Source organism: Streptococcus halitosis (assembly GCF_027691175.1).
GTDB lineage: Bacteria > Bacillota > Bacilli > Lactobacillales > Streptococcaceae > Streptococcus > Streptococcus halitosis_A.
This window is the reverse complement of sequence record NZ_JAQFBD010000001.1, coordinates 1,094,415-1,114,088: the sequence shown is the minus strand read 5'-3', so window position 1 is coordinate 1,114,088 and position 19,674 is coordinate 1,094,415. Positions and strand designations below refer to the sequence as shown.

Sequence of the window (19,674 nt, the reverse complement as noted above, 5' to 3'; positions counted from 1 at the left end):
AGGTAAAGATGAGGACGAATGATTTTTACAACATAATTGAGCTTGTAAAAAGAGATGTTTTAGATAGTGAAAGAGAATATCTAAAACTCTTAAAGGTCATTGGAAATAATCAAAGATATGACTTTTTAAGTCAACTTAGTATCTATGATAAAAATCCCAATGCAACTGCTTGTGCAAGCTTTGATATGTGGAGAGAAAGATTTAATCGAACTGTTATGAGAGGGCAAAAAGGGATACCTATTCTAAATGACAGTAATGCTTTCCAAAAGGTAGGATATATCTTCGATATTAGTCAGACGGTATCGATGGATAGAAATGTTAATGAAGTGGAACTATGGTCTTTTGATAGAGAAAAGCATGAAAATGCATTAAAAGATATGATTGAGCTGCAAGGGTATGATTCAAGTGAAAACCTATCAGAGAATCTATATTCTCTTAGCAGAATATACGCAGATGAAAGCATATATGAGCTTGCAAATAATCTGAGGATTGCTGATGAAGATAGAAACTCATTTATAAATTTTATGAGAAATTCTATTAGCTTTGCAATTTCAAATAGATTTAATCTGGATTATCATATTCCAATGGATAACTTACAAGAAAATTTTAAGTACCTAGATAGAATTTCTTTAATGAGTGTTGGTAACTGTATTTCCAATGCTTGTAGCAATATTATTGAAGCTACGATGGTTAGAACAAGAAATTTATCTGTGGGTAGAGACCTGACAAAGAGTATAGGTGCCGATTATAATAAGCTTAATGAAAATAATAAAGAATTAGGAGGTATGGCGAATGCTATTCGATCAAATGACGAAAGAGATGATAATGACGGAAACCGAATTTTCAGAGCTGGAGAATACAGACGAGATAATTTTGATAATCAAGGAGAAGACTTTGAACAAACTGGAGGAAGAGAAGAAATTCATGGAAGAATTTCCGAATCCAATTTACGCAGTGATGAGATTGGACTTTCTAACAGAGAGCAGCGAGGAGAAACACTATCAAATGCTAATAGACCTTTACAAAGAGAAGAGCCTAGTGAAACACTTGATGGAAGTTCAAAAGAGAGCCATAGACTTTATGAGGAAGGAAAAGCCGAATATGATGGAAGCTTGGAAAATAGAGAGCGAAACGAATCCAAAATACAAGGCAATGATTTCAGCCTTGAAAGAGATGACAATCAAGGAAATAGTGGAAGCTTAGAAAATAGCATTGAAAAAACAAACGAGGGAGCAGAAAATGCTTCCTTTTTCTATTCTAAAGAAGATCCATACAATTTAATGACTGATGAAATGCTTGAGCGTGTTCCAAAACTTTATGACCAAGAACACACTGATCTGGCAGATACTCAGGTTCATGCAGCATATATCATTCCATTTAGAAGCAATTGGACATGGTATATGACGGAATATGATAGGGAAACAGGAGATGCATTTGGTCTTGCTTTAGGAATTGAACCAGAGTGGGGATATTTTAACATCCGTGAGCTTGAAGAACTAAATGCTCAAAGACTTATTTTAGAAGATTTCCCAAAGACTTTTAGAGAGCTTAAAGACAGAGAATTAAAAAAGCAGATGGATGAACATGAACTTCAAATGGTATTTAATGGAGAACTTAGTTTTGAAAATGAGGTAATTCCTAAAGAAGCTACCAGTAAAATAACAGATGAATTTGAAGAAGAATTAAGTCCTAATTTTGCTGAAGAAGTTGGCTCTATTATGGAAGAATACGAAGTCCCAAGAGATGTTGCAATTAGCAGACTTGCCACTAGTAAATTAGAAGAAGCTCTTCAAGGAACAAACATTGGGATTGATGATTTTAATTTTGAACAATTAGAACAGATTATGAGTGCTATAAAAGAGTATGACTTTTATGGAAATGAAATTACTGAGATTGCAGATCCTAAACTTCCTGTATGGAAGATGGAACATTTAAAATGGCTTATTGATGATTGGAACAAAGGTCTGGATGGTGTTACATCAGAAAAGATAAAATATCTGAAAGAGTTAGACATTGAACTTGCTAAGTTTAATGTGCTTAAAGGTTATCTAATGAATGATGAAGTAAGCATAAGTCAAATTGAAGAATTTAAGGATAACATTGACTTTGTTACGATGAGTGAGTTTGTTGATAGTCTTAAAGATTACGCATATAACAATCAGAATGAGAAAGTAGCAGTTAAAGTCGGCAATGAATTTATACTTGCAAGTAAACAAGATAGCTTTGCCATCAGCCTTGAAGAGACTGGAAGAAAAGTGAAAGTTGAAAGAATAGAGTATCCACTTCATCGTGGCACTACTTTTAAGGAAAGTACGAAAGTCGATAAGCTCATTGATAGCGGAAAATATAAGGCTCTTGAAATTTCTGAATATGCTTTAGATGAAAAAGAAGCTGAAAATACGCAAATGAAAGAGCCACAAACAAGGCAGGAAACACTTTTTGATTATCTAAACCAAGCGGATAGTAATGTAGATAATATCAATGAAAAGCCCCTTGATTTATCCATCGGAAAAACTGTATATATGGATCACGAAGCATATAGGATTGATTCAGAGATTACTTTTAATAACATTTTACAAAAGAATGATTTAAGACTTGCACCACTTAGAAAAGGTAACTTTATGATGCCGATTGTGAGTTTTGCTGATGATAAGGAGCTTTTAGAAAAAATCTCTTTTGATAGACCAAAACTTATGGTTGGAGATGAAGTTCAATATAAGAATAAGGACTTTACCATTACAAGATTTGATGACACGGGAAAGGGTCTAAAGACAGTAACCATAAAGGATAATGTGGAATATCTTGGCGGAATGATTACAGGTTCAGAAGTTATTGCCTACAGACAAGATAGCGATTTAGATAGACTTTTCGGTTTAGAAGAAACAACAAGAATTAGTGAAAAGACAAAAGCTTCAAACTTTAAAATCACAAAAGAAACACTACCTGAAAAGTTGTCGCCAAGTGAGAGGTTAAACAATAATCTTGAAGCAATCTCTATGCTTAACAGAGTGGAGAGCGGAGAACTAGAGCTTGATATTACAGCTCAGGAAGTTTTAGCAAAATATGTAGGTTGGGGTGGACTATCTGATGTCTTTGATGAAAGTAAAGACGGTCAATGGAAAGAAGCAAGAGCTTTCTTAAAAGAAAACTTAACATTACCAGAATATGAGACTGCTAAGGAATCTACATTAACAGCTTTTTATACGCCTAAAATTATAATTGATGGAGTATATAAGACACTTTCAGAAATGGGATTTAAGAATGGAAATATTTTAGAACCATCGATGGGCGTAGGTAATTTTATCGGTAATCTTCCAGATGAAATGAGCAAGTCAAAGTTTTATGGCATTGAGCTTGATTCTGTTAGTGGTAGAATTGCAAAACTTCTTTATCCTGAAAGTGATGTGCAAGTTAAAGGCTTTGAAGAGACAAGTTTTTCAAATAACTTCTTTGATGTAGCAATTGGTAATGTTCCGTTTGGCGAATTTAAGGTTAATGATAGGGAATACAATCGTAATAACTTTCTAATTCATGACTATTTCTTTGCTAAATCTATTGATAAGGTGAGAAATGGTGGTGTTATAGCATTTGTCACATCATCTGGAACTATGGATAAGAAAGACGAAAGTATCCGTAAATATATAAATGCAAGAGCAGAATTTTTAGGTGCAATAAGACTTCCTAACGATACCTTTAAGGGTGTTGCCGGTACAGAAGTAACTTCAGATATTATATTCCTGAAGAAAAGAGATAGTGTACTTGAGCGTGATGATGACTGGGTTCATTTAGCGGAAGATGAAAATGGTCTTGTATATAATAAATATTTTGTAGACCATCCAGAACAAGTTCTTGGAAACATGAGAGAAGTAAGTGGAAGATTTGGAAAAACTCTTACTTGTGAGCCAATAGCATTTTTACCTCATGAAATAAATACGTCTTCTTTAAAAGATCGTATTGAAGCTGCAGGTGAAAGAATATCAAAAGATGCGAAGTATGAAGAGATAGAGTTATTAGATGATGAAGTAACAGCAATCCCAGCAACAGATGATGTAAAAAACTTTTCCTACGCAATCATAGATGAGGAGGTATATTACAGGGAAAATTCACTTTTTGTTAAGAAAGAAGTATCGGACAAAAACAAGGAAAAGATTAAGGATTATCTCGAATTAAATGACGCACTAAAGGATGTAATATACAAGCAAAAAGAAGATTTTAGTGAAGCTGAAATTAAAGAGTCTCAGGATAAATTAAACGCTGTTTATGATAACTTTTCTAAGAAACATGGTTTTGTTAATAATTTAAGTAACACCAGAGCTTTAAGAGAGGATAGTAACTTCCCACTGGTATCTTCTATCGAGATACTTGATGAAGAAGAAAACTTCAAGGCAAAAGGCGATATTTTTTCTAAACGAACTATCACAAAAGCGAAAGTTATTGACCATGTGGATTCTTCACTTGAAGCATTGGTACTATCTATTTCACAAAAAGGTTATGTAGATTTTGATTACATGACAAATCTAACGGATAAGGATAGAAACACTCTTATAGAAGAACTTAGAGGAGAAATCTTTTTAAACATTAGGGAAGAGAATGTTAGTTTTAATCAGAAGCTTTCTTTTGACTTGGGAGATGGGGATTTACCATTTGCTTGTAGCGATGAAACTAACTCCTTTAAGTATACCTATGTAACGAAAGATGAATACTTAAGTGGAAATATTAGAGAAAAAATAGGTGTTGTAGATAGCTATATCAATAGGTTGCGACAAGCAGAACGAATACTTTCAGAAGAAAGTGAAAACGAAAGGGAAACACTTGTAAACGAACTAAGCAGACTGGAATATCAAAAAGCAGAACTTCAAAGAGTAATGCCAAAAGAACTTGAAGCCAGTGAAATCAATGTAAGGCTTGGTGCAACATGGATTCCACCTAAAGATATTGAAAGATTCATATTTGAAACATTAAAAACTCCAGGATATGCAAGATGGGATATTAAAGTCAAATTTTCACATTTAACCAGTGAATGGAATGTTGAGGGTAAGAGCAAAGACAGGGGAAATGACCTAGCAGAAATGACTTATGGCACAAACAGAGTAAGTGCCTATAAGCTTATTGAAGATGCTTTAAACCTAAAAGAAACAAAGGTGTTTGACCAAATTATTAATCTAGATGGTTCAAAGACTTCGGTACTAAATAAAAAAGAAACTATGCTTGCAGGACAGAAACAAGAGCTTATAAAAGAAGAGTTTAAGAATTGGATATTTAACGATCAGGATAGAAGAAATAGACTTGTAAAAGCCTATAATGAAAAATTTAATTCTATTCGTAATCGAGAATATGACGGATCTAATTTAAGTTTTGATGGAATGAGTACAGATATTTCGCTTCGCCCACATCAAAAGAACGCAATTGCAAGAATACTTTATGGTGGTAATAGCTTGCTTGCCCATGTAGTAGGAGCCGGCAAGACTTTTGAAATGGTGGCAAGCTCAATGGAAGCAAAGAAACTTGGAATGTGTACTAAGTCATTATTTGTTGTGCCAAATCATCTTACAGGGCAAATTGGTCGTGAATTTATGCAACTATACCCATCAGCTAATATTATGGTGGCTGATAAAAAAGACTTTGAGCCAAAGAATCGAAAGAGATTTATAGGGAAAATTGCAACAGGTGAATATGATGCAGTTATTATTGGGCATAGTCAGTTTGAAAAAATTCCAATGTCTAAGGAATATCAACAAAAGCACATTCAAGACCAGATTGATGAGATTATCAATTATGTAGAAGAGTATAAGCATGACAGAAATCAAAATTTTACAGTAAAAGAGCTTCAAAAGACCAGAAAAAAACTAGAAACAAGACTTGAAAAGTTAAATGATGATTTCAAAAAGGATGATGTTATTACTTTTGAAGAGCTTGGCGTAGATAAGCTGATTGTTGATGAAGCTCATAATTATAAGAACCTATATCTTTATACAAAAATGAGAAATGTTGCAGGTATTGGGCAATCTGAAGCTTTTAAATCATCGGATATGTTTATGAAATGTCGATACATGGATGAAATGACTGGTGGCAAAGGAATTGTATTTGCTACAGGTACTCCAGTATCGAATTCAATGACAGAGCTTTATACTATGCAAAGATATTTACAGTACGACACTTTAAAAAAGAATGGATTAGAGCATTTTGATTCATGGGCATCAACCTTTGGAGAAACACAATCTGCTTTCGAGTTATCTCCAGAGGGAACAGGCTACAGAGTGAAGACTCGTTTCTCTAAGTTTTATAACCTACCTGAGCTTATGAGTATGTTTAAGGAAGTAGCGGATATTCAAACTGCAGATATGCTCAATCTTCCTGTTCCAGAAGCTCATTTTAAGGTCATTAAGACTGAGCCAAGTGAAGAACAAAAAGAAATACTAAAGAGCTTGTCTGAAAGGGCTGATAAGGTGCGTAATAAGTCCGTAGAGCCTGAAGAAGATAATATGCTTAAGATTACTAATGATGGTAAGAAACTTGCCTTAGATCAGCGTTTAATCAATCCTTTACTTCCAGATGATGAAAACTCAAAGGTTAATGTATGTGTTAAAAATGTATTTTCTATTTGGGATAAGACAAAAGAAGAAAAATCAACACAACTTCTATTTTCAGATATGTCTACACCTAAAGGTGATGGCAGCTTTAATATCTATGATGATATTAGGGATAAACTTGTAGATTTAGGAATACGAAAGGAAGAAATTGCCTTTATACATGAAGCCAATACTGATAAGCAAAAAGATGAACTCTTTGCAAAGGTAAGAAATGGAGAAATTCGTATTTTAATGGGTTCTACTCAGAAAATGGGTGCTGGTACAAATGTGCAAAATAAACTAATTGCAATGCACGATTTAGATGTACCATGGAGACCTGCTGACCTTGAGCAGAGAAGTGGTAGAATTGTTCGCCAAGGCAATGAAAATAAGGAAGTTAGTATCTATCGTTATGTTACAGAGAATACATTTGACAGCTACTTGTGGCAGACAATAGAGAATAAGCAGAAATTTATTTCACAGATTATGACTTCAAAGACACCTGTTCGTGTTGCAGAAGATGTAGATGAAAGTAGTTTGAACTATGCTGAGATTAAAGCACTTGCTACTGGTGATCCAAAGATAAAAGAAAAGATGGATTTAGATAATGAAGTTACAAAACTTAAAATGTTGGAAGCAAACTATAAGTCCAACCGTTACAGATTAGAGGACAAGGTGGTGAAAACCTACCCGGAAGAAATTGCAAGAACAGAAAAGCTAATTGAAGCAGTGAAAAGAGATATAGAAAATGTTGAACCACAAGGAAGTGGTGAAAATAAATTCACTTCTATCACGATTAATGGCGAGATAATTCGAGATAAAAAGATAGCTGGAGAAAAGCTTTTAGAAGCGATTAAAACTGTAAAACTTAATGAAAGTAAGGTTATCGGACAGTATCGAAATATGGATTTAGAGGTAAGCTATAACTTCTTCACCAATGAGCATAATTTCACTTTAAAAGGTGCTACAAACCATTCAGGAGAGCTTGGTACAAGTTCAGATGGTAATATTACAAGATTAGACAATGCTATTGATAAAATACCTGAAAGGTTAAATCGTCTTGAAGAAAAACTCGTTAGCACAAAGGAACAACTGGAAAATGCAAAAGAAGAAGTAATAAAGCCTTTTGAAAAAGCAGATGAACTAAAGACAAAAGTATTAAGGCTTACAGAATTAAACAAGCTACTTGATATGGGAGAAGTAGAAGAAAAAGAAAATCCTAATCCATTACTTGAAGATGTAAAGAGGGCTATTGTAGATTTTTGCAAAAGGGAATATGAAGATGATAGTTATACCTATGAGAATTTTAATAATCTATTTCCTGACCTTGCTCATATTGGAATTGCATATACTACTACACCAGATGAAAAGCATGAAATCCAATATGAAATTAGCTTAGAAGATTTTACAGCTACTCAATATATCAATGGAGAATCAATCACAAAGATTGATTATCTCAAAGACCTTGGAAGTGAAGAAAAGGCATTGGAATTTCTAAAACAAGAAATGGAATATGGAGACTTTGGAGAGTTTGTATCTATTGATGATAATGACCTTAAAAAAGCATTAGGTCTTGAAAGAGATGACGATGGTAATATCTATGATCCGCTTGCAGAAGATTTGGACAATGATGGTGTGCCAGATAGATACGATAATGACTTTAGAGATAGTGACTATTTTGAAACTACTTATGATGTAGAGGATAATCTTAATGCAAGGGCAGAAAGCAAAGAAAAACCATCTATTTTAGGGCAAATTAAGTCATATCAGTCACAAGAAAAACAAGCAGAAACACGAGAAAATAAATCAAAAGAACACGATGAACGTTAAGGGGCTTATTACAAGCTCCTTTTCATTTTTAGTAGAAAAATGGAGGTATATTATGAACTACAAAGAAATGAGAAATACACTAGAACAAATGGCAAACGAAAAACACGAAGATTTTGCAAAGGCACTAATTAGTTTTGAAAAAGGTATCAATGATAAAAATGCCTTGGATAGGTTGTACCAGGAGTATATGGATAATGACAGTATGAGCTTACTTAATGATGAGTTTGATTATTTGATTGATGAACTTAGAGAAAATGGACAGATTAAAGAAAGTGCAGCAATTGAAAAAGAAGATAATAATCTGGTGAACATTGTTGGGAATGTCGTAGGTGAGATTGAAACAATTGAAAGAGAAAACAAAAATGGAGAAGCCTTTAAAGTAGTTAATTTCTCGGTTGTGTCAAAAGATGATGAGGGAAATAAGACTTATATAAATTGTTCGGCTTATGGAGATAAGGGAGATATACCAAAGAATTTTAAGCAAGGTGACTTTGTAAAGATTTTTGGTCAGGTAAGAACATCCATTGACGATAACGGAAAGGAACATACTAATGTTAGAATACTATCGTCTAAGCTTTTAAAAGCAAAGGAACAGATGAAGAAGCAAGAAGAAAAGAAAGAATCGGTACTTGGAGCAATAAAGAAATATAAGGCTGAAGAAAAAGCAAAACCTGTAGAAAAGAAAGAATCTCTAAAGGAAACTGAGAGATAAGATATGTCGGTGTAGTCTTCGGGCTGCACCGATTATTTTTTTTTGCAAAACTAGTTCGAGAAAAGGGAATAAAAGTGTACTATAAGTACTAGTTTTGTGGTATAATAGAAGCGATATGATTTTAACAAGAAAATGACTGGAGGTTAGTCATGTCAAAATTCAGCTATAAAAAATTGTTTAAAAAATTGATAGATAAAGATATGAAAAATACTGAACTTATGAAAAAAGCAAAAGTGAGTAAAAGTACATTCTATAAAATTAAAAATGGTGATAATGTCACAACTGACGTGTTACTAAGAATCTGTAATGTATTGGAATGTGATATTTCAGAGATTGTAGAATGTGTTAATGATTCTTCGGAGGAAATATAAAATGAATTTAATTAGCTTGTTTTCAGGAGCGGGAGGATTAGACTTAGGCTTTGAAAAAGCAGGGTTTAATGTTGTAGCTGCTAATGAATACGATAAAACAATTTGGGAAACATATGAAAAAAATCATGATACAAAACTTATTAAGGGAGATATTTGTGGTATTCCTTCAGAGATGTTTCCTGAATGTGATGGTATTATCGGAGGTCCGCCATGCCAGTCTTGGAGTGAGGCAGGGTCATTAAAGGGGATTGATGATCCTAGAGGACAATTATTTTATCAGTACATACGCATTTTGAAAGATAAAAAGCCGAAGTTCTTCTTAGCAGAAAATGTTAAGGGCATGATGGCGAAAAGGCATAATAGTGCTGTTGAAAATATTGTTTCTCAATTTGAGGAAGCTGGTTACGATGTTTTCATTCATTTGTTAAATGCTAGTGATTATGGTGTTCCTCAAGATAGAAAAAGAGTTTTCTATGTTGGATTTAGAAAGGATTTAAACATCAAATTTGAACCACCTAAACCATACGAGTCAAAGTTGACTTTTAAAGATGCGATATTTGATTTAAAAGATTCGGCAATTCCAGCATTAGAAAAAAATAAGACAAATGGTGATAACTGTAAAGTTTTGAATCATGAATACTTTATTGGTGCCTATTCGCCAATATTTATGAGTAGAAATAGAGTTAGACAATGGGATGAACAGGCATTTACGGTCCAGGCATCTGGTAGACAGTGTCAACTACATCCGCAAGCACCAGTTATGCCTAAAGTAGAAAAAAATAAAAATATATTTGAACCTGGTAAGGAAGCACTATATAGAAGATTAACCGTGAGAGAGTGTGCAAGAATACAAGGATTCCCAGATAATTTTAAATTCTATTATACGAATTTGAACGATGCATATAAAATGATTGGTAATGCTGTTCCTGTGAACTTAGCGTATGTTATGGCTGAGTCAATTTTAGAAGCTTTGCGTAATTCTAGTTCAAATTTGAGTCTCTTAAAAACAGGCACAGATAATTAGGCGGAGGTAATCTATGAGTGAAAAAAGTAATAATCAAGGAAGGGCATATGAGTTTTCTTATTTAACTACATTGTTTGAAGAAATATCAAAAGTTCGTCCGGCAAAGATAGAAAAAAACAGTAGTTTTTATGCTGCAGAACGTGCATGGAATACTTTAACCGATTCTGAAAAAGCTATATACAAGATTAGTGCATTAGCTGGAGTAAATACTATATTTGAACTTGAACCGTTGATTTTAGATGATGGATTAGATGAGTTGGAATTGAAAATTCAATCAGATGATAAAGGTAAAGAAGGCGATGTAAGAGATGTACTGATTATTAGACGAGGTATTGAGTGGGAAATTGGTCTTAGCGTAAAACACAACCATTTTGCTGTAAAACATAGTAGATTATCTAAAAATTTAGATTTTGGAAAAAAGTGGTATGGAATAGATTGTTCCGAACAATATTGGAAAGATATTAAACCAATATTTGAATATCTTGATTCTGAAAAACAAAAGGGTTCTAAGTGGAGTGAATTACCTAACAAAGAAGACGATGTATATGTTCCTTTATTAAATGCATTTAAAGGGGAACTGGAGAGACAAAATTGCTTGTTTAGTAAAGATATTCCTAGATTGATGGTTGAGTATTTGCTCGGAGAATTTGATTTTTATAAAGTAATTGGGATTGATAATAAAAAGATAACTCAAATTCAAAGCTACAATTTGAGAGGAACGTTGAATAGACAGGGTAAAAAGCGTAAAAGAAGTGTTGAATTGCCAATATCAACACTTCCAACAAGGATTGTTAGCTTGGAATATAAACCAGACAGTAAGAATACATTGGAACTATACCTTGATGGCGGTTGGCAATTTAGTTTCAGAATTCATAATGCTTCGACTAAGGTTGAATCAAGTTTGAAGTTTGATATACAAATTATAGGTATGCCTACAACAATTATATCGATAGATTGTAGATGGAAATAGGAATGCTAGGAGGGTCTGATAGTTTTATCAGATGTAATATTATGGAAAATAGTGGATTTAAAATAAAATTTGATAAGAATACAATTGATCATCTAGGTATTAAGTTGTATAGCAAATTTCCCCCAGTAATTGCTGAACTTATTTCTAACTCATATGATGCAGATGCTGAAAATGTTGTAATAGAAATAGATTACAATAATAAAATTGTTACAGTTACAGATGATGGAATTGGAATGAATCACGAGGAATTGAATGAAAATTTCTTGAAAATTGGTAGAAATAGAAGAAAAGCCGAGGGAACTGGATTATCTAAAATTAAAGGCAGAAAAGTAACCGGTAAAAAGGGACTTGGGAAATTAGCAGTATTTGGAATAGCAAACACAATTGAAGTTCATTCGATAAAAGAAGGAATAAAAAACGCCTTTAGTATGAACTACGATGAACTTAAGGCTGAAATCAAGGATGAATATAAGCCAAAGGCATTATATGAAAATGAAAAAACAGATGAGCTACATCAAACACAAGTAATTATTAAAGAGATAACTCAAAAAAATATTATGGATATAGACACTCTGGCATATAATTTATCAAAAAGATTTTCGTTCTATGATTCTGATTTTAAAGTGGAGTTAGTTGATTTAACATCGGATAGACGCATTGAAATAACTAAATCCATATATTTTGAGAAATTAGATAAAGAATTTGACTGGAATTTCCCAGATGATTTTGAAAGCGAGTTAAGTCAAACAGAATGGTTTGAATGGTTGAAATCTCATAATGTTTCAGGTAAAATTTTTACAAAAAAAACACCATTGAACAAATCGGAAGCAGGTTTTTACATTTATGTAAGAAATAAACTTGCTGCTGAGAATGATTTTTTTGATGACAGAGCGAATGATACGTTTAATGGATATGTTACTGGATATTTTAATATAGATTTTATTGATGATTCAAATGAAGCTGATTTTATATCCACAGATAGAAAAAACATTTTATGGGAAGCGGATGAAGATACAGCTAAATTAAAACAATATCTTAATAAATTAGTATCTAAAGTTTCAAATTCTTGGAGAAAAAAGAGAAAAGATAAGAAAGAAGAACAGTTGCAACTTCCTGAAGATTTTTTTGAAGGAATGTCAAAACTCGAAATATCTAGTATAAATAAAGTTAAAGATACTTTAATTGCTAACTCGATAGAAACTGATAATATTGACTCGTTGAAACGAATCTTAGATAGCATGAAAACATTATATAAATTTGAAAGTTTTCAAAATTATATTGCCGAGTTAGATGATGAAGATTTAACGGTTGATAAAGTGGAAAAAATTACTACAGATTGGGAATATATAGAATCTAAAGAGTTGGCTAAAATATCAATCGGACGTATTAAGGCAATTGAACAGTTCGAAAAGTATGTAAGAAATGATGCAAGTGAAACAAAAGTTATTCAACCTTTCTTAGAAAAATTTCCATGGATATTGGATCCAAGGATTACAACATTTGAACGAGAAGTTACCTTCAAGAAGATATTAAAAGAAAATTTTCCAGATACAGAACTTGAAGAAAAAAATAGAAGACTAGATTTTCTTTGCAATTTAGTAAATGGCGAATTGATAATAATTGAATTAAAGAGACCAAGAATAAAAATTTCGTTAAAAGAAATTAGACAAGCAAGGGAATACGAAAGATTTTTGCTGAAAAATCATAAAGAGAGTATTGCAAACGGTGTTAAAACATTTTTGATTTCAGATAGTTTTGTGATGGACGATGAGACGACAGATTTTTATTCGTCTTTGGAAGATACAGGCAAACTCTATATTAAATCGTATTCAGATTTACTGCAGCAGGCAAAGCAATATAATAAAGATTATATAACTAGGTATAAAGAGATTGAGAGCATTTATAAACCAGATAAAGAAGTATAGTGATAAAACAACTTGAAAGGAGGTGTGGTTATGCTCAATATAGTAGATGTGTTTTCGGGAGCAGGTGGATTAACCGAAGGCTTTAGGTATAAAGACTATTATAATTTTATTTGTCATATAGAAATGGACAAAGATGCTTGCTCTTCTTTAGAATTAAGAAACATATATTACTATTTAAAAAAAGAAAATAACCTATCTCCATATTTTGAATATATTCAAGGAAAAATCTCGAGAGATGATTTGTACTCGATTATACCAAGAAATCTAACTAAAGATATATTGAATAAGGAAATAAGTAAAGATACTATACCTTCGATTTTTGAATTTATTGACCAAAGATTAGGCAATAATGAGTTAGATGGTATTATTGGTGGACCACCGTGTCAGGCATACTCTACAATCGGTAGAGCCAATAACAAGTCGAAAAAATCTACAGATAAAAGAATTTATCTGTATAAACATTATTTAGATTTTCTGGATAAATATAAACCAAAGTTCTTTGTTTTTGAAAATGTTAAAGGGTTGCTTTCTTTTAAAGATTTATCAGGAGAGTTACTCTTGCCAAAAATAATTTGCGAATTTGATAAGTGCGGATATGAGGTAGATTATCAAATAGTAGATGCAAGTAATTATGGTGTAGTACAAAAAAGAGAACGTTTAATACTTGTCGGACATCGAAAAGATTTAGTGTTCGATAACTCATTTTTTGACAGTTTGGCTGAATATGTTGAGGCTGCTCCAACTATAAAAGAATTGTTTGAGGACTTGCCAAGTATAAAGTCTGGAGGAAGTTCTCATAAGTATCGTTGTGATGTTTCGAGTCAGTTCGTTGAAAAATATATTCGTAAAAAAGATGATATTTTAACACAACATGCTGCAAGACCTCATAATGAAAATGATTTGAAGATATATAAATTGGTACTAAGAGCTAAGAAAAAAGGTAAGAATTTAAGGTATATCGATATACCTGAAGAACTACAAACGCATTCTAATACAACATCTTTTTTAGATAGATATAAAGCTTTGGATTATGGCTCTGTTAGTCATACAGTTGTTGCTCATATAGCGAAAGATGGACATTACTATATTCATCCAGATTTAAGACAGAATCGTTCAATTACAGTAAGAGAAGCAGCTAGAATACAAGGATTTCCAGATGATTTTTATTTTGAACATTCACGAACAGCTGCATTTAAACAGATAGGCAATGCTGTTCCACCAATTTTATCTAAAAAAATTGCAATGGCCGTTATAGATTTTTTGAGAGGAGAAAAAGGAGAATGAATTACCTTTCAATCTCCTTACCCATATATTTTTCATAATTTTTTCTGATTTGATATAGTTCTTTCATATCGGATTTTGAAGAAGAATACTCTTGCATCAGGGTATTCTTTTTTTCATGCAATGAATCAAGCTCTTTCAAAATATCCTTGGAGTTTGGAAGTTTTGAGTAAGATTTTTTTAGGTCTGAAAGGGCATTTTCATAGAGCGTTATTTCTGATTTATGTTCTTCAGAAAAAGCCTTATCAGATGGATCTTTCTTATATTCTAAATAGATTTGACGATACAATTTTACGGTATGAACTTGTTCCATAATATTTGATAGAGTTGAAATTTTGTTATCAACAACTTTGATTTGATCCTGTAAATCTTGTCTTTTTAATGCACTCTCTTTAATGTATTCATCCAGCTGGGAGATAGACTTAAATCTTTTTTCACGCATCAAAAGTACAGTATCGGCTGCAGTTTTCAAATTATGTTTTGTAGCCCAATACTCATAGCCTTTACTTGATTTTATCTTTTCATTATTCTCAATATCAATTATATTTCCGATACGTTTTTTAACAGCATAGGTTCTTTGATTAGCATTATCTAAGATACGCTCTTTTAATCTATCCTCAGTATAATCTTCTCCAATAGTCTTAGCTCTTGTAAATCTTTCTTTGTCCTTGTGCTTAAATGCAATATGTTTTCCATATTTGATTTCATAATTAAGGGTAGCCATTCTCTTTATAAAATCAGCCCAATCTTTGGATTGTTTAATAGCTCTATCTATATCAAATTGAAGTCTACTTTTCCAAGAAGTACCTTTCTTAAGTTGGTCATTTTCATACCATGACTTACCATTAGTTTTATATTTCTTCCTATAAGTTTCGTAGAACTCATCAATAACAGATAGGTTGTTTTCTTTGCATAGTTTATCACTTTGATACCTAATTTGATGATAGCTTCTCTTGTTGGATTGATAGCACTTGCCTGTAACCATATTTACATTATTGAATATGATGTGATTGTGGATATGCCCTTTATCTATGTGAGTAGATAGTACAAATTCATATTCGTCCTTTAATATCTTTTTACACAGTTCAAGACCGATTTGATGTGCCATTTCGGGCGTTGCTTCACCAGGCATAAATGACTGAATAAGGTGTCTTGCAAGTACTGTTCCATTAACTTTATTATCTTCTCTAGTCTTCATAAAAGCAGCATGGGCAGTAGAAGCAAAGCACTTATTTGTGCTTACCAATATTTTTTCGTCTGTCTTTTCTTCATTTGTTATATAGGCAATAGCGAGGTTAAGTGTTGATTTTATTGGATGTATTTTTGTGATTGCCATTTAAACCTCATCTCCTTTGTTAGTAGTTTTATTAAGTAGTAGGGAATGTATTTGCCATATTTCTTTTGATAGATGTTCAATGTGGGATTGTATATATTTGATGTCATCGCTATAGATAACACCAGTAGAATTAACTCGTTTAGCAATTTGGTTGACGCTACTTGCATATCTAAAAAGTAATCCTTGTATATCTCTAAATGGTTCTAAATCGACAACATAAATATCTGATTCAGATACTACTTTTCTTAGAAAATGGTTCATGGTCTTACACTTTGACATCTTCATTTTCTTTTCAAAGAGTGCTTTTTCTTCTTCTGTTAAGTTTATTTTCAGCTGAACATTTCTAATTCTATTTGCCATGTCTGTTACTTCCTTTCAAAAAATGGGGTCTTAGGGTACTCCCTAACAAGCTAAAATTGATAAAAAAAGAAGCAACTCCACGAGGGGCTGCTTCATCGATTTTTCGTAAGTGGGTACACACTTACTGTGCTTGCTACATAAGAATGATTTGTAAAACAAGCGTTAAGCGAGATATGAGTTTGTGTCTTAATTATACCAAGTATAGAAGTTAATGTCAGCGTATTTAAGAAACTATTTCTAAAAAAATTGAAATAGTTATTGAGTTCATCCTTGTGGTGATGTTATAATTATTTTGAAAAAATTTGAAATAGATTATGGAAAGGCTAAGCTAATGGATTATTATGATAAGTTTAAAGCTCTATCCGATCCGATAAGACTGGATATATTAAATGAATTGAATAATGGAGAGTTATCTGCAGGGGATATTGCAGAAAAATTTGCTCTACCAAATTCAAAAATTTCGTATCATTTAGCGATACTAAAAAAAGTAGATATGGTTACAGAAAGAAAATATAAGAATTTTATTTTTTATAGCCTAAATCGAAATGGTATTCAGGAAGCTTCAACTTGGTTTGATAGATTTCAAAAATAAAATTCGCATAAATAAGCTTTCTAAAATTAGCAATTACAAGGAGATGAAGATTTAACTGTTAATTAGGAGGATGATGTGCATGGGATGGGTTACGCACGATTTAATAAAAGGGATTCATAATTTTTTGTGCGGAAAATTTTCCTTATTGCATTTATCCTTTACCTAATTCTAAACTTAATAAATTAAATAGTAGAACTGTTTTTGTTCATTTGCGAGGACTCGGTGTGACATCATGCCGTAGTCCTCCTTTTTTGTCTTCAAACAAGATTTTGAAACGAAAAGGAGGACGAAGAATGAATAAAGAATATTTCTTGTTTGTAAACGGAAAGAAGATCAAAGTTAGCGAGGAGATTTATAAAGTCTATTGGCAAGAGAAAAATCATGAGAATTACTTGAAGCAGATAGATCGAAAAAATCAACTGCTTTTATTTTCTTCTTTTGACCATGATGGGCATTTTGAAGATAGTATCGTTGATGAGGGATTTGATGTAGATAAGATTGTTCAGACACAAATGATGATAGAGGCAGTGCGAGATGCACTATCAAAATTAAATGATGAAGAAAGAGAAATAATTGATAGACTTTATTTTAATGATGAAACTATTCGTTCGGTAGCTGAAACGAAAAAAATATCTCATCCAGCTCTCATAAAGAGAAGAAATAAGATATTGGACAAGTTAAGAGAATTGCTGAAAGACTTTAGGTAGTAATGAGAAGAAGCGGGCAAAGAAAATTTTGTCTGCTTCTTTTTAGATATTGAAATGTTTTAACTGTTATGCTATAATAATAACAGTTAAAACACAAATAACAGTAGGGGGTTGAGGATGAATATACAGATAAATAATTCCAGTGATGATCCAATATATCTGCAAATAAAAAATCAAATTAAAGCACAAATCATTTCTGGAGATTTGAAAGTGGGAGAACAACTACCTTCGATAAGATTCTTAGCGAAAGAATTAAGAGTAAGCATGTTAACTGCAAAAAGAGCTTTTGATGAATTAGAGTTAGACGGGTTTATAAATTCGGTACAAGGAAAAGGTAATTTTGTTGCAGCACAAAATAAAGAACTAATTCGAGAAGAATACTTAAAGAAAATTGAATCGAAGCTTCAAGAAGTAGTTGAACTTTCAGAAATTGCAGATGTATCCAGTGATGAATTGATAGAAATGTTAAAGAGTTATGTGGAGGGTGAATATGAGTAAATATGCTATTGAAATTAAAGATTTAGTAAAAACATTTGACAGTTTTAAACTAGGACCGGTAAATCTTACTATTCCGAAAGGAACAATAGTTGGATATATCGGACAGAATGGAGCTGGTAAAAGTACAACTATAAAATTGTTACTTGGGCTTTTAAGAAAAGACTCTGGCGATATAAGACTTTTAGATGAGGAAAATCCTAATAGTGTTGAACTGAAAGATAAACTTGGAGTGGTATTTGATGATTTGTTAGTGCCGGAAGAAATGACATTAATCGATGTTGAAAAGTTTTGTTATAGAGTTTATTCAAAATGGGATAAAAAGCAGTTTTATGGATTCGTTGAAAAATTCAATTTACCACATAAAAAGATGATTAAAAATTATTCTCGTGGTATGAAAATGAAACTTTCAATGGCTGTTGCTTTATCTCACAATGCTGAACTTTTGATTTTAGATGAAGCAACAAGTGGGCTTGATCCAATTGTAAGAGAGGAAATCTTGGATTTGTTATTAGATTTTATGCAAGATGAAAATCATACAATTCTTATTTCTTCCCATATTTTATCTGACTTAGAAAAAGTGGCAGATTACATTGCTTTTATTCACAATGGAAAAATCTTATTTATGGAAACAAAAGATGAGTTAAAAGAAAACTACGGTATATGTACTTTATCCAATGAAGAAGTAAATAACTTTGATGAAGAAGCCATTGTAGGAAGAAGAATACATTCTTTTGGGCAAGAGTTACTTGTTAAAAAGAGTCTTGTACCTGATGGTATCAAGTTACAAAAACCGTCAATTGAGGATATTATGATTTACTTTGTGAAAGGAGTGAGACAATAATGATAGCATTAATTTTGAAAGATATAGCTACTTTAAAAAAGACATTATTATTAACGGTTACTATCAGTATTGCACTGGCTGTATATGGAATTTATGAAAATGAATTGTTTATGGTTCCGTTAATATGTGCAATGATTCCGCTCATACTTACTGCAATCGCCTTTGGTTATGATACAAAATCAAATTTCGAACAGTTTGCATTTTCGATGCCAATAAAAAAGAGCAGTTATGTGTTGAGCAAGCTTTTCTTTGCATTTGCCTTTGGTTTGGTCGGTTCAATCTGCATTTTTGTACTGTTGATGACAAAAAATCAAATGTCATTGGATAATATAGTGTTTATTGCTTTAATTACATTAGCTGCTAGTATACTTATGTCTGCCATTCAATTACCATTTATTCTTAAATATGGTGCTGAAAAGGGTAGACTCATTATGGTAATCACTTATTTCTTAATATTTGCTTTATCAACACTGTTAAAAGAAAAGTCGGATTTTCTTGCAGAACTAATGGAGATTTTTAGTAAGAATTCTATATCAATGATTTGCTTAGGAATTTTAGTTGTAAGCATATTAATCATAGGGGTTGCAGTAAAATTGTCCGTTATGATTATGGAGAAAAAAGAATACTAGTTATAAATTATTTAATTTGTAGTTAGGTG

Annotated in this window: 14 protein-coding genes; 12 read left to right on the top strand and 2 right to left on the bottom strand. The window is 32.2% G+C overall.

Going from position 1 to position 19,674, the window contains the following annotated elements; all coding sequences use genetic code 11:
- Positions 1-8 precede the first annotated feature (8 nt).
- The 7 genes from PG086_RS05415 to PG086_RS05385 all read left to right on the top strand — a co-directional run bounded on the left by PG086_RS05415 (position 9) and on the right by PG086_RS05385 (position 14,685).
- Positions 9-8,399, top strand: coding sequence for a helicase-related protein (locus tag PG086_RS05415; protein ID WP_081528330.1), 8,391 nt, complete (start codon positions 9-11; stop codon positions 8,397-8,399).
- Between the two features lie 52 nt (positions 8,400-8,451).
- Entirely contained in the window at positions 8,452-9,111 is a 660-nt protein-coding gene (locus tag PG086_RS05410) for a DNA-binding protein (RefSeq protein ID WP_081528331.1), read from the top strand.
- Between the two features lie 149 nt (positions 9,112-9,260).
- Positions 9,261-9,482 (top strand): helix-turn-helix domain-containing protein, encoded by a 222-nt coding sequence (locus PG086_RS05405; protein ID WP_000033212.1) that lies wholly within the window; start codon positions 9,261-9,263, stop codon positions 9,480-9,482.
- A 1-nt stretch (position 9,483) separates the two neighbouring features.
- Positions 9,484-10,506 carry a DNA cytosine methyltransferase gene (locus tag PG086_RS05400; RefSeq protein WP_001049189.1) on the top strand — a complete coding sequence of 341 codons (1,023 nt, stop codon included), beginning with the start codon at positions 9,484-9,486 and terminating at the stop codon, positions 10,504-10,506.
- A gap of 13 nt (positions 10,507-10,519) precedes the next feature.
- Positions 10,520-11,476, top strand: coding sequence for a HaeIII family restriction endonuclease (locus PG086_RS05395; RefSeq protein WP_049513413.1), 957 nt, complete (start codon positions 10,520-10,522; stop codon positions 11,474-11,476).
- A 41-nt stretch (positions 11,477-11,517) separates the two neighbouring features.
- Positions 11,518-13,401, top strand: a complete 1,884-nt coding sequence (locus PG086_RS05390) for an ATP-binding protein (protein ID WP_049513486.1) — start codon at positions 11,518-11,520, stop codon at positions 13,399-13,401.
- Between the two features lie 30 nt (positions 13,402-13,431).
- A complete protein-coding gene (locus PG086_RS05385) occupies positions 13,432-14,685 on the top strand; it encodes a DNA cytosine methyltransferase (protein ID WP_049513415.1) in 1,254 nt (417 codons plus the stop codon).
- A 1-nt stretch (position 14,686) separates the two neighbouring features.
- Here PG086_RS05385 and PG086_RS05380 read toward each other — a convergent pair whose 3' ends face one another.
- Positions 14,687-16,018: a relaxase/mobilization nuclease domain-containing protein gene (locus PG086_RS05380; protein WP_081528332.1), complete on the bottom strand. Its 1,332-nt coding sequence runs from the start codon at positions 16,016-16,018 to the stop codon at positions 14,687-14,689.
- A complete protein-coding gene (locus PG086_RS05375; RefSeq protein ID WP_081528333.1) occupies positions 16,019-16,378 on the bottom strand; it encodes a plasmid mobilization protein in 360 nt (119 codons plus the stop codon).
- 331 nt (positions 16,379-16,709) lie between these two features.
- Between PG086_RS05375 and PG086_RS05370 the strand changes: the two genes are divergently transcribed.
- The 5 genes from PG086_RS05370 to PG086_RS05350 all read left to right on the top strand — a co-directional run bounded on the left by PG086_RS05370 (position 16,710) and on the right by PG086_RS05350 (position 19,645).
- Complete coding sequence (locus tag PG086_RS05370; protein WP_081528334.1) at positions 16,710-16,970, top strand: metalloregulator ArsR/SmtB family transcription factor; 261 nt, start codon at positions 16,710-16,712, stop codon at positions 16,968-16,970.
- A 293-nt stretch (positions 16,971-17,263) separates the two neighbouring features.
- On the top strand, positions 17,264-17,677 hold the full coding sequence (locus PG086_RS05365) for an RNA polymerase sigma factor (RefSeq protein WP_081528335.1): 414 nt from the start codon (positions 17,264-17,266) through the stop codon (positions 17,675-17,677).
- A 117-nt stretch (positions 17,678-17,794) separates the two neighbouring features.
- The gene (locus PG086_RS05360) at positions 17,795-18,175 is read left to right on the top strand and encodes a GntR family transcriptional regulator (protein ID WP_081528336.1); all 381 of its coding nucleotides are present in this window, start codon (positions 17,795-17,797) and stop codon (positions 18,173-18,175) included.
- Positions 18,168-19,016 carry an ABC transporter ATP-binding protein gene (locus tag PG086_RS05355; RefSeq protein WP_081528337.1) on the top strand — a complete coding sequence of 283 codons (849 nt, stop codon included), beginning with the start codon at positions 18,168-18,170 and terminating at the stop codon, positions 19,014-19,016. Before PG086_RS05360 ends, PG086_RS05355 begins: the two co-directional genes overlap by 8 nt.
- Positions 19,016-19,645, top strand: a complete 630-nt coding sequence (locus PG086_RS05350) for an ABC-2 transporter permease (RefSeq protein ID WP_081528338.1) — start codon at positions 19,016-19,018, stop codon at positions 19,643-19,645. Before PG086_RS05355 ends, PG086_RS05350 begins: the two co-directional genes overlap by 1 nt.
- Positions 19,646-19,674 lie beyond the last annotated feature (29 nt).

Bases quoted from the DNA above. Each gene is read 5' to 3' on its own strand.
- PG086_RS05360 (WP_081528336.1), top strand. From the start codon at position 17,795: ATGAATATACAGATAAATAATTCCAGTGATGATCCAATATATCTGCAA.
- PG086_RS05365 (WP_081528335.1), top strand. From the start codon at position 17,264: ATGAATAAAGAATATTTCTTGTTTGTAAACGGAAAGAAGATCAAAGTT.
- PG086_RS05410 (WP_081528331.1), top strand. From the start codon at position 8,452: ATGAACTACAAAGAAATGAGAAATACACTAGAACAAATGGCAAACGAA.
- PG086_RS05400 (WP_001049189.1), top strand. From the start codon at position 9,484: ATGAATTTAATTAGCTTGTTTTCAGGAGCGGGAGGATTAGACTTAGGC.
- PG086_RS05375 (WP_081528333.1), bottom strand. From the start codon at position 16,378: ATGGCAAATAGAATTAGAAATGTTCAGCTGAAAATAAACTTAACAGAA.
- PG086_RS05350 (WP_081528338.1), top strand. From the start codon at position 19,016: ATGATAGCATTAATTTTGAAAGATATAGCTACTTTAAAAAAGACATTA.
- PG086_RS05380 (WP_081528332.1), bottom strand. From the start codon at position 16,018: ATGGCAATCACAAAAATACATCCAATAAAATCAACACTTAACCTCGCT.
- PG086_RS05355 (WP_081528337.1), top strand. From the start codon at position 18,168: ATGAGTAAATATGCTATTGAAATTAAAGATTTAGTAAAAACATTTGAC.
- PG086_RS05390 (WP_049513486.1), top strand. From the start codon at position 11,518: ATGGAAAATAGTGGATTTAAAATAAAATTTGATAAGAATACAATTGAT.
- PG086_RS05415 (WP_081528330.1), top strand. From the start codon at position 9: ATGAGGACGAATGATTTTTACAACATAATTGAGCTTGTAAAAAGAGAT.
- PG086_RS05370 (WP_081528334.1), top strand. From the start codon at position 16,710: ATGGATTATTATGATAAGTTTAAAGCTCTATCCGATCCGATAAGACTG.
- PG086_RS05395 (WP_049513413.1), top strand. From the start codon at position 10,520: ATGAGTGAAAAAAGTAATAATCAAGGAAGGGCATATGAGTTTTCTTAT.
- PG086_RS05385 (WP_049513415.1), top strand. From the start codon at position 13,432: ATGCTCAATATAGTAGATGTGTTTTCGGGAGCAGGTGGATTAACCGAA.
- PG086_RS05405 (WP_000033212.1), top strand. From the start codon at position 9,261: ATGTCAAAATTCAGCTATAAAAAATTGTTTAAAAAATTGATAGATAAA.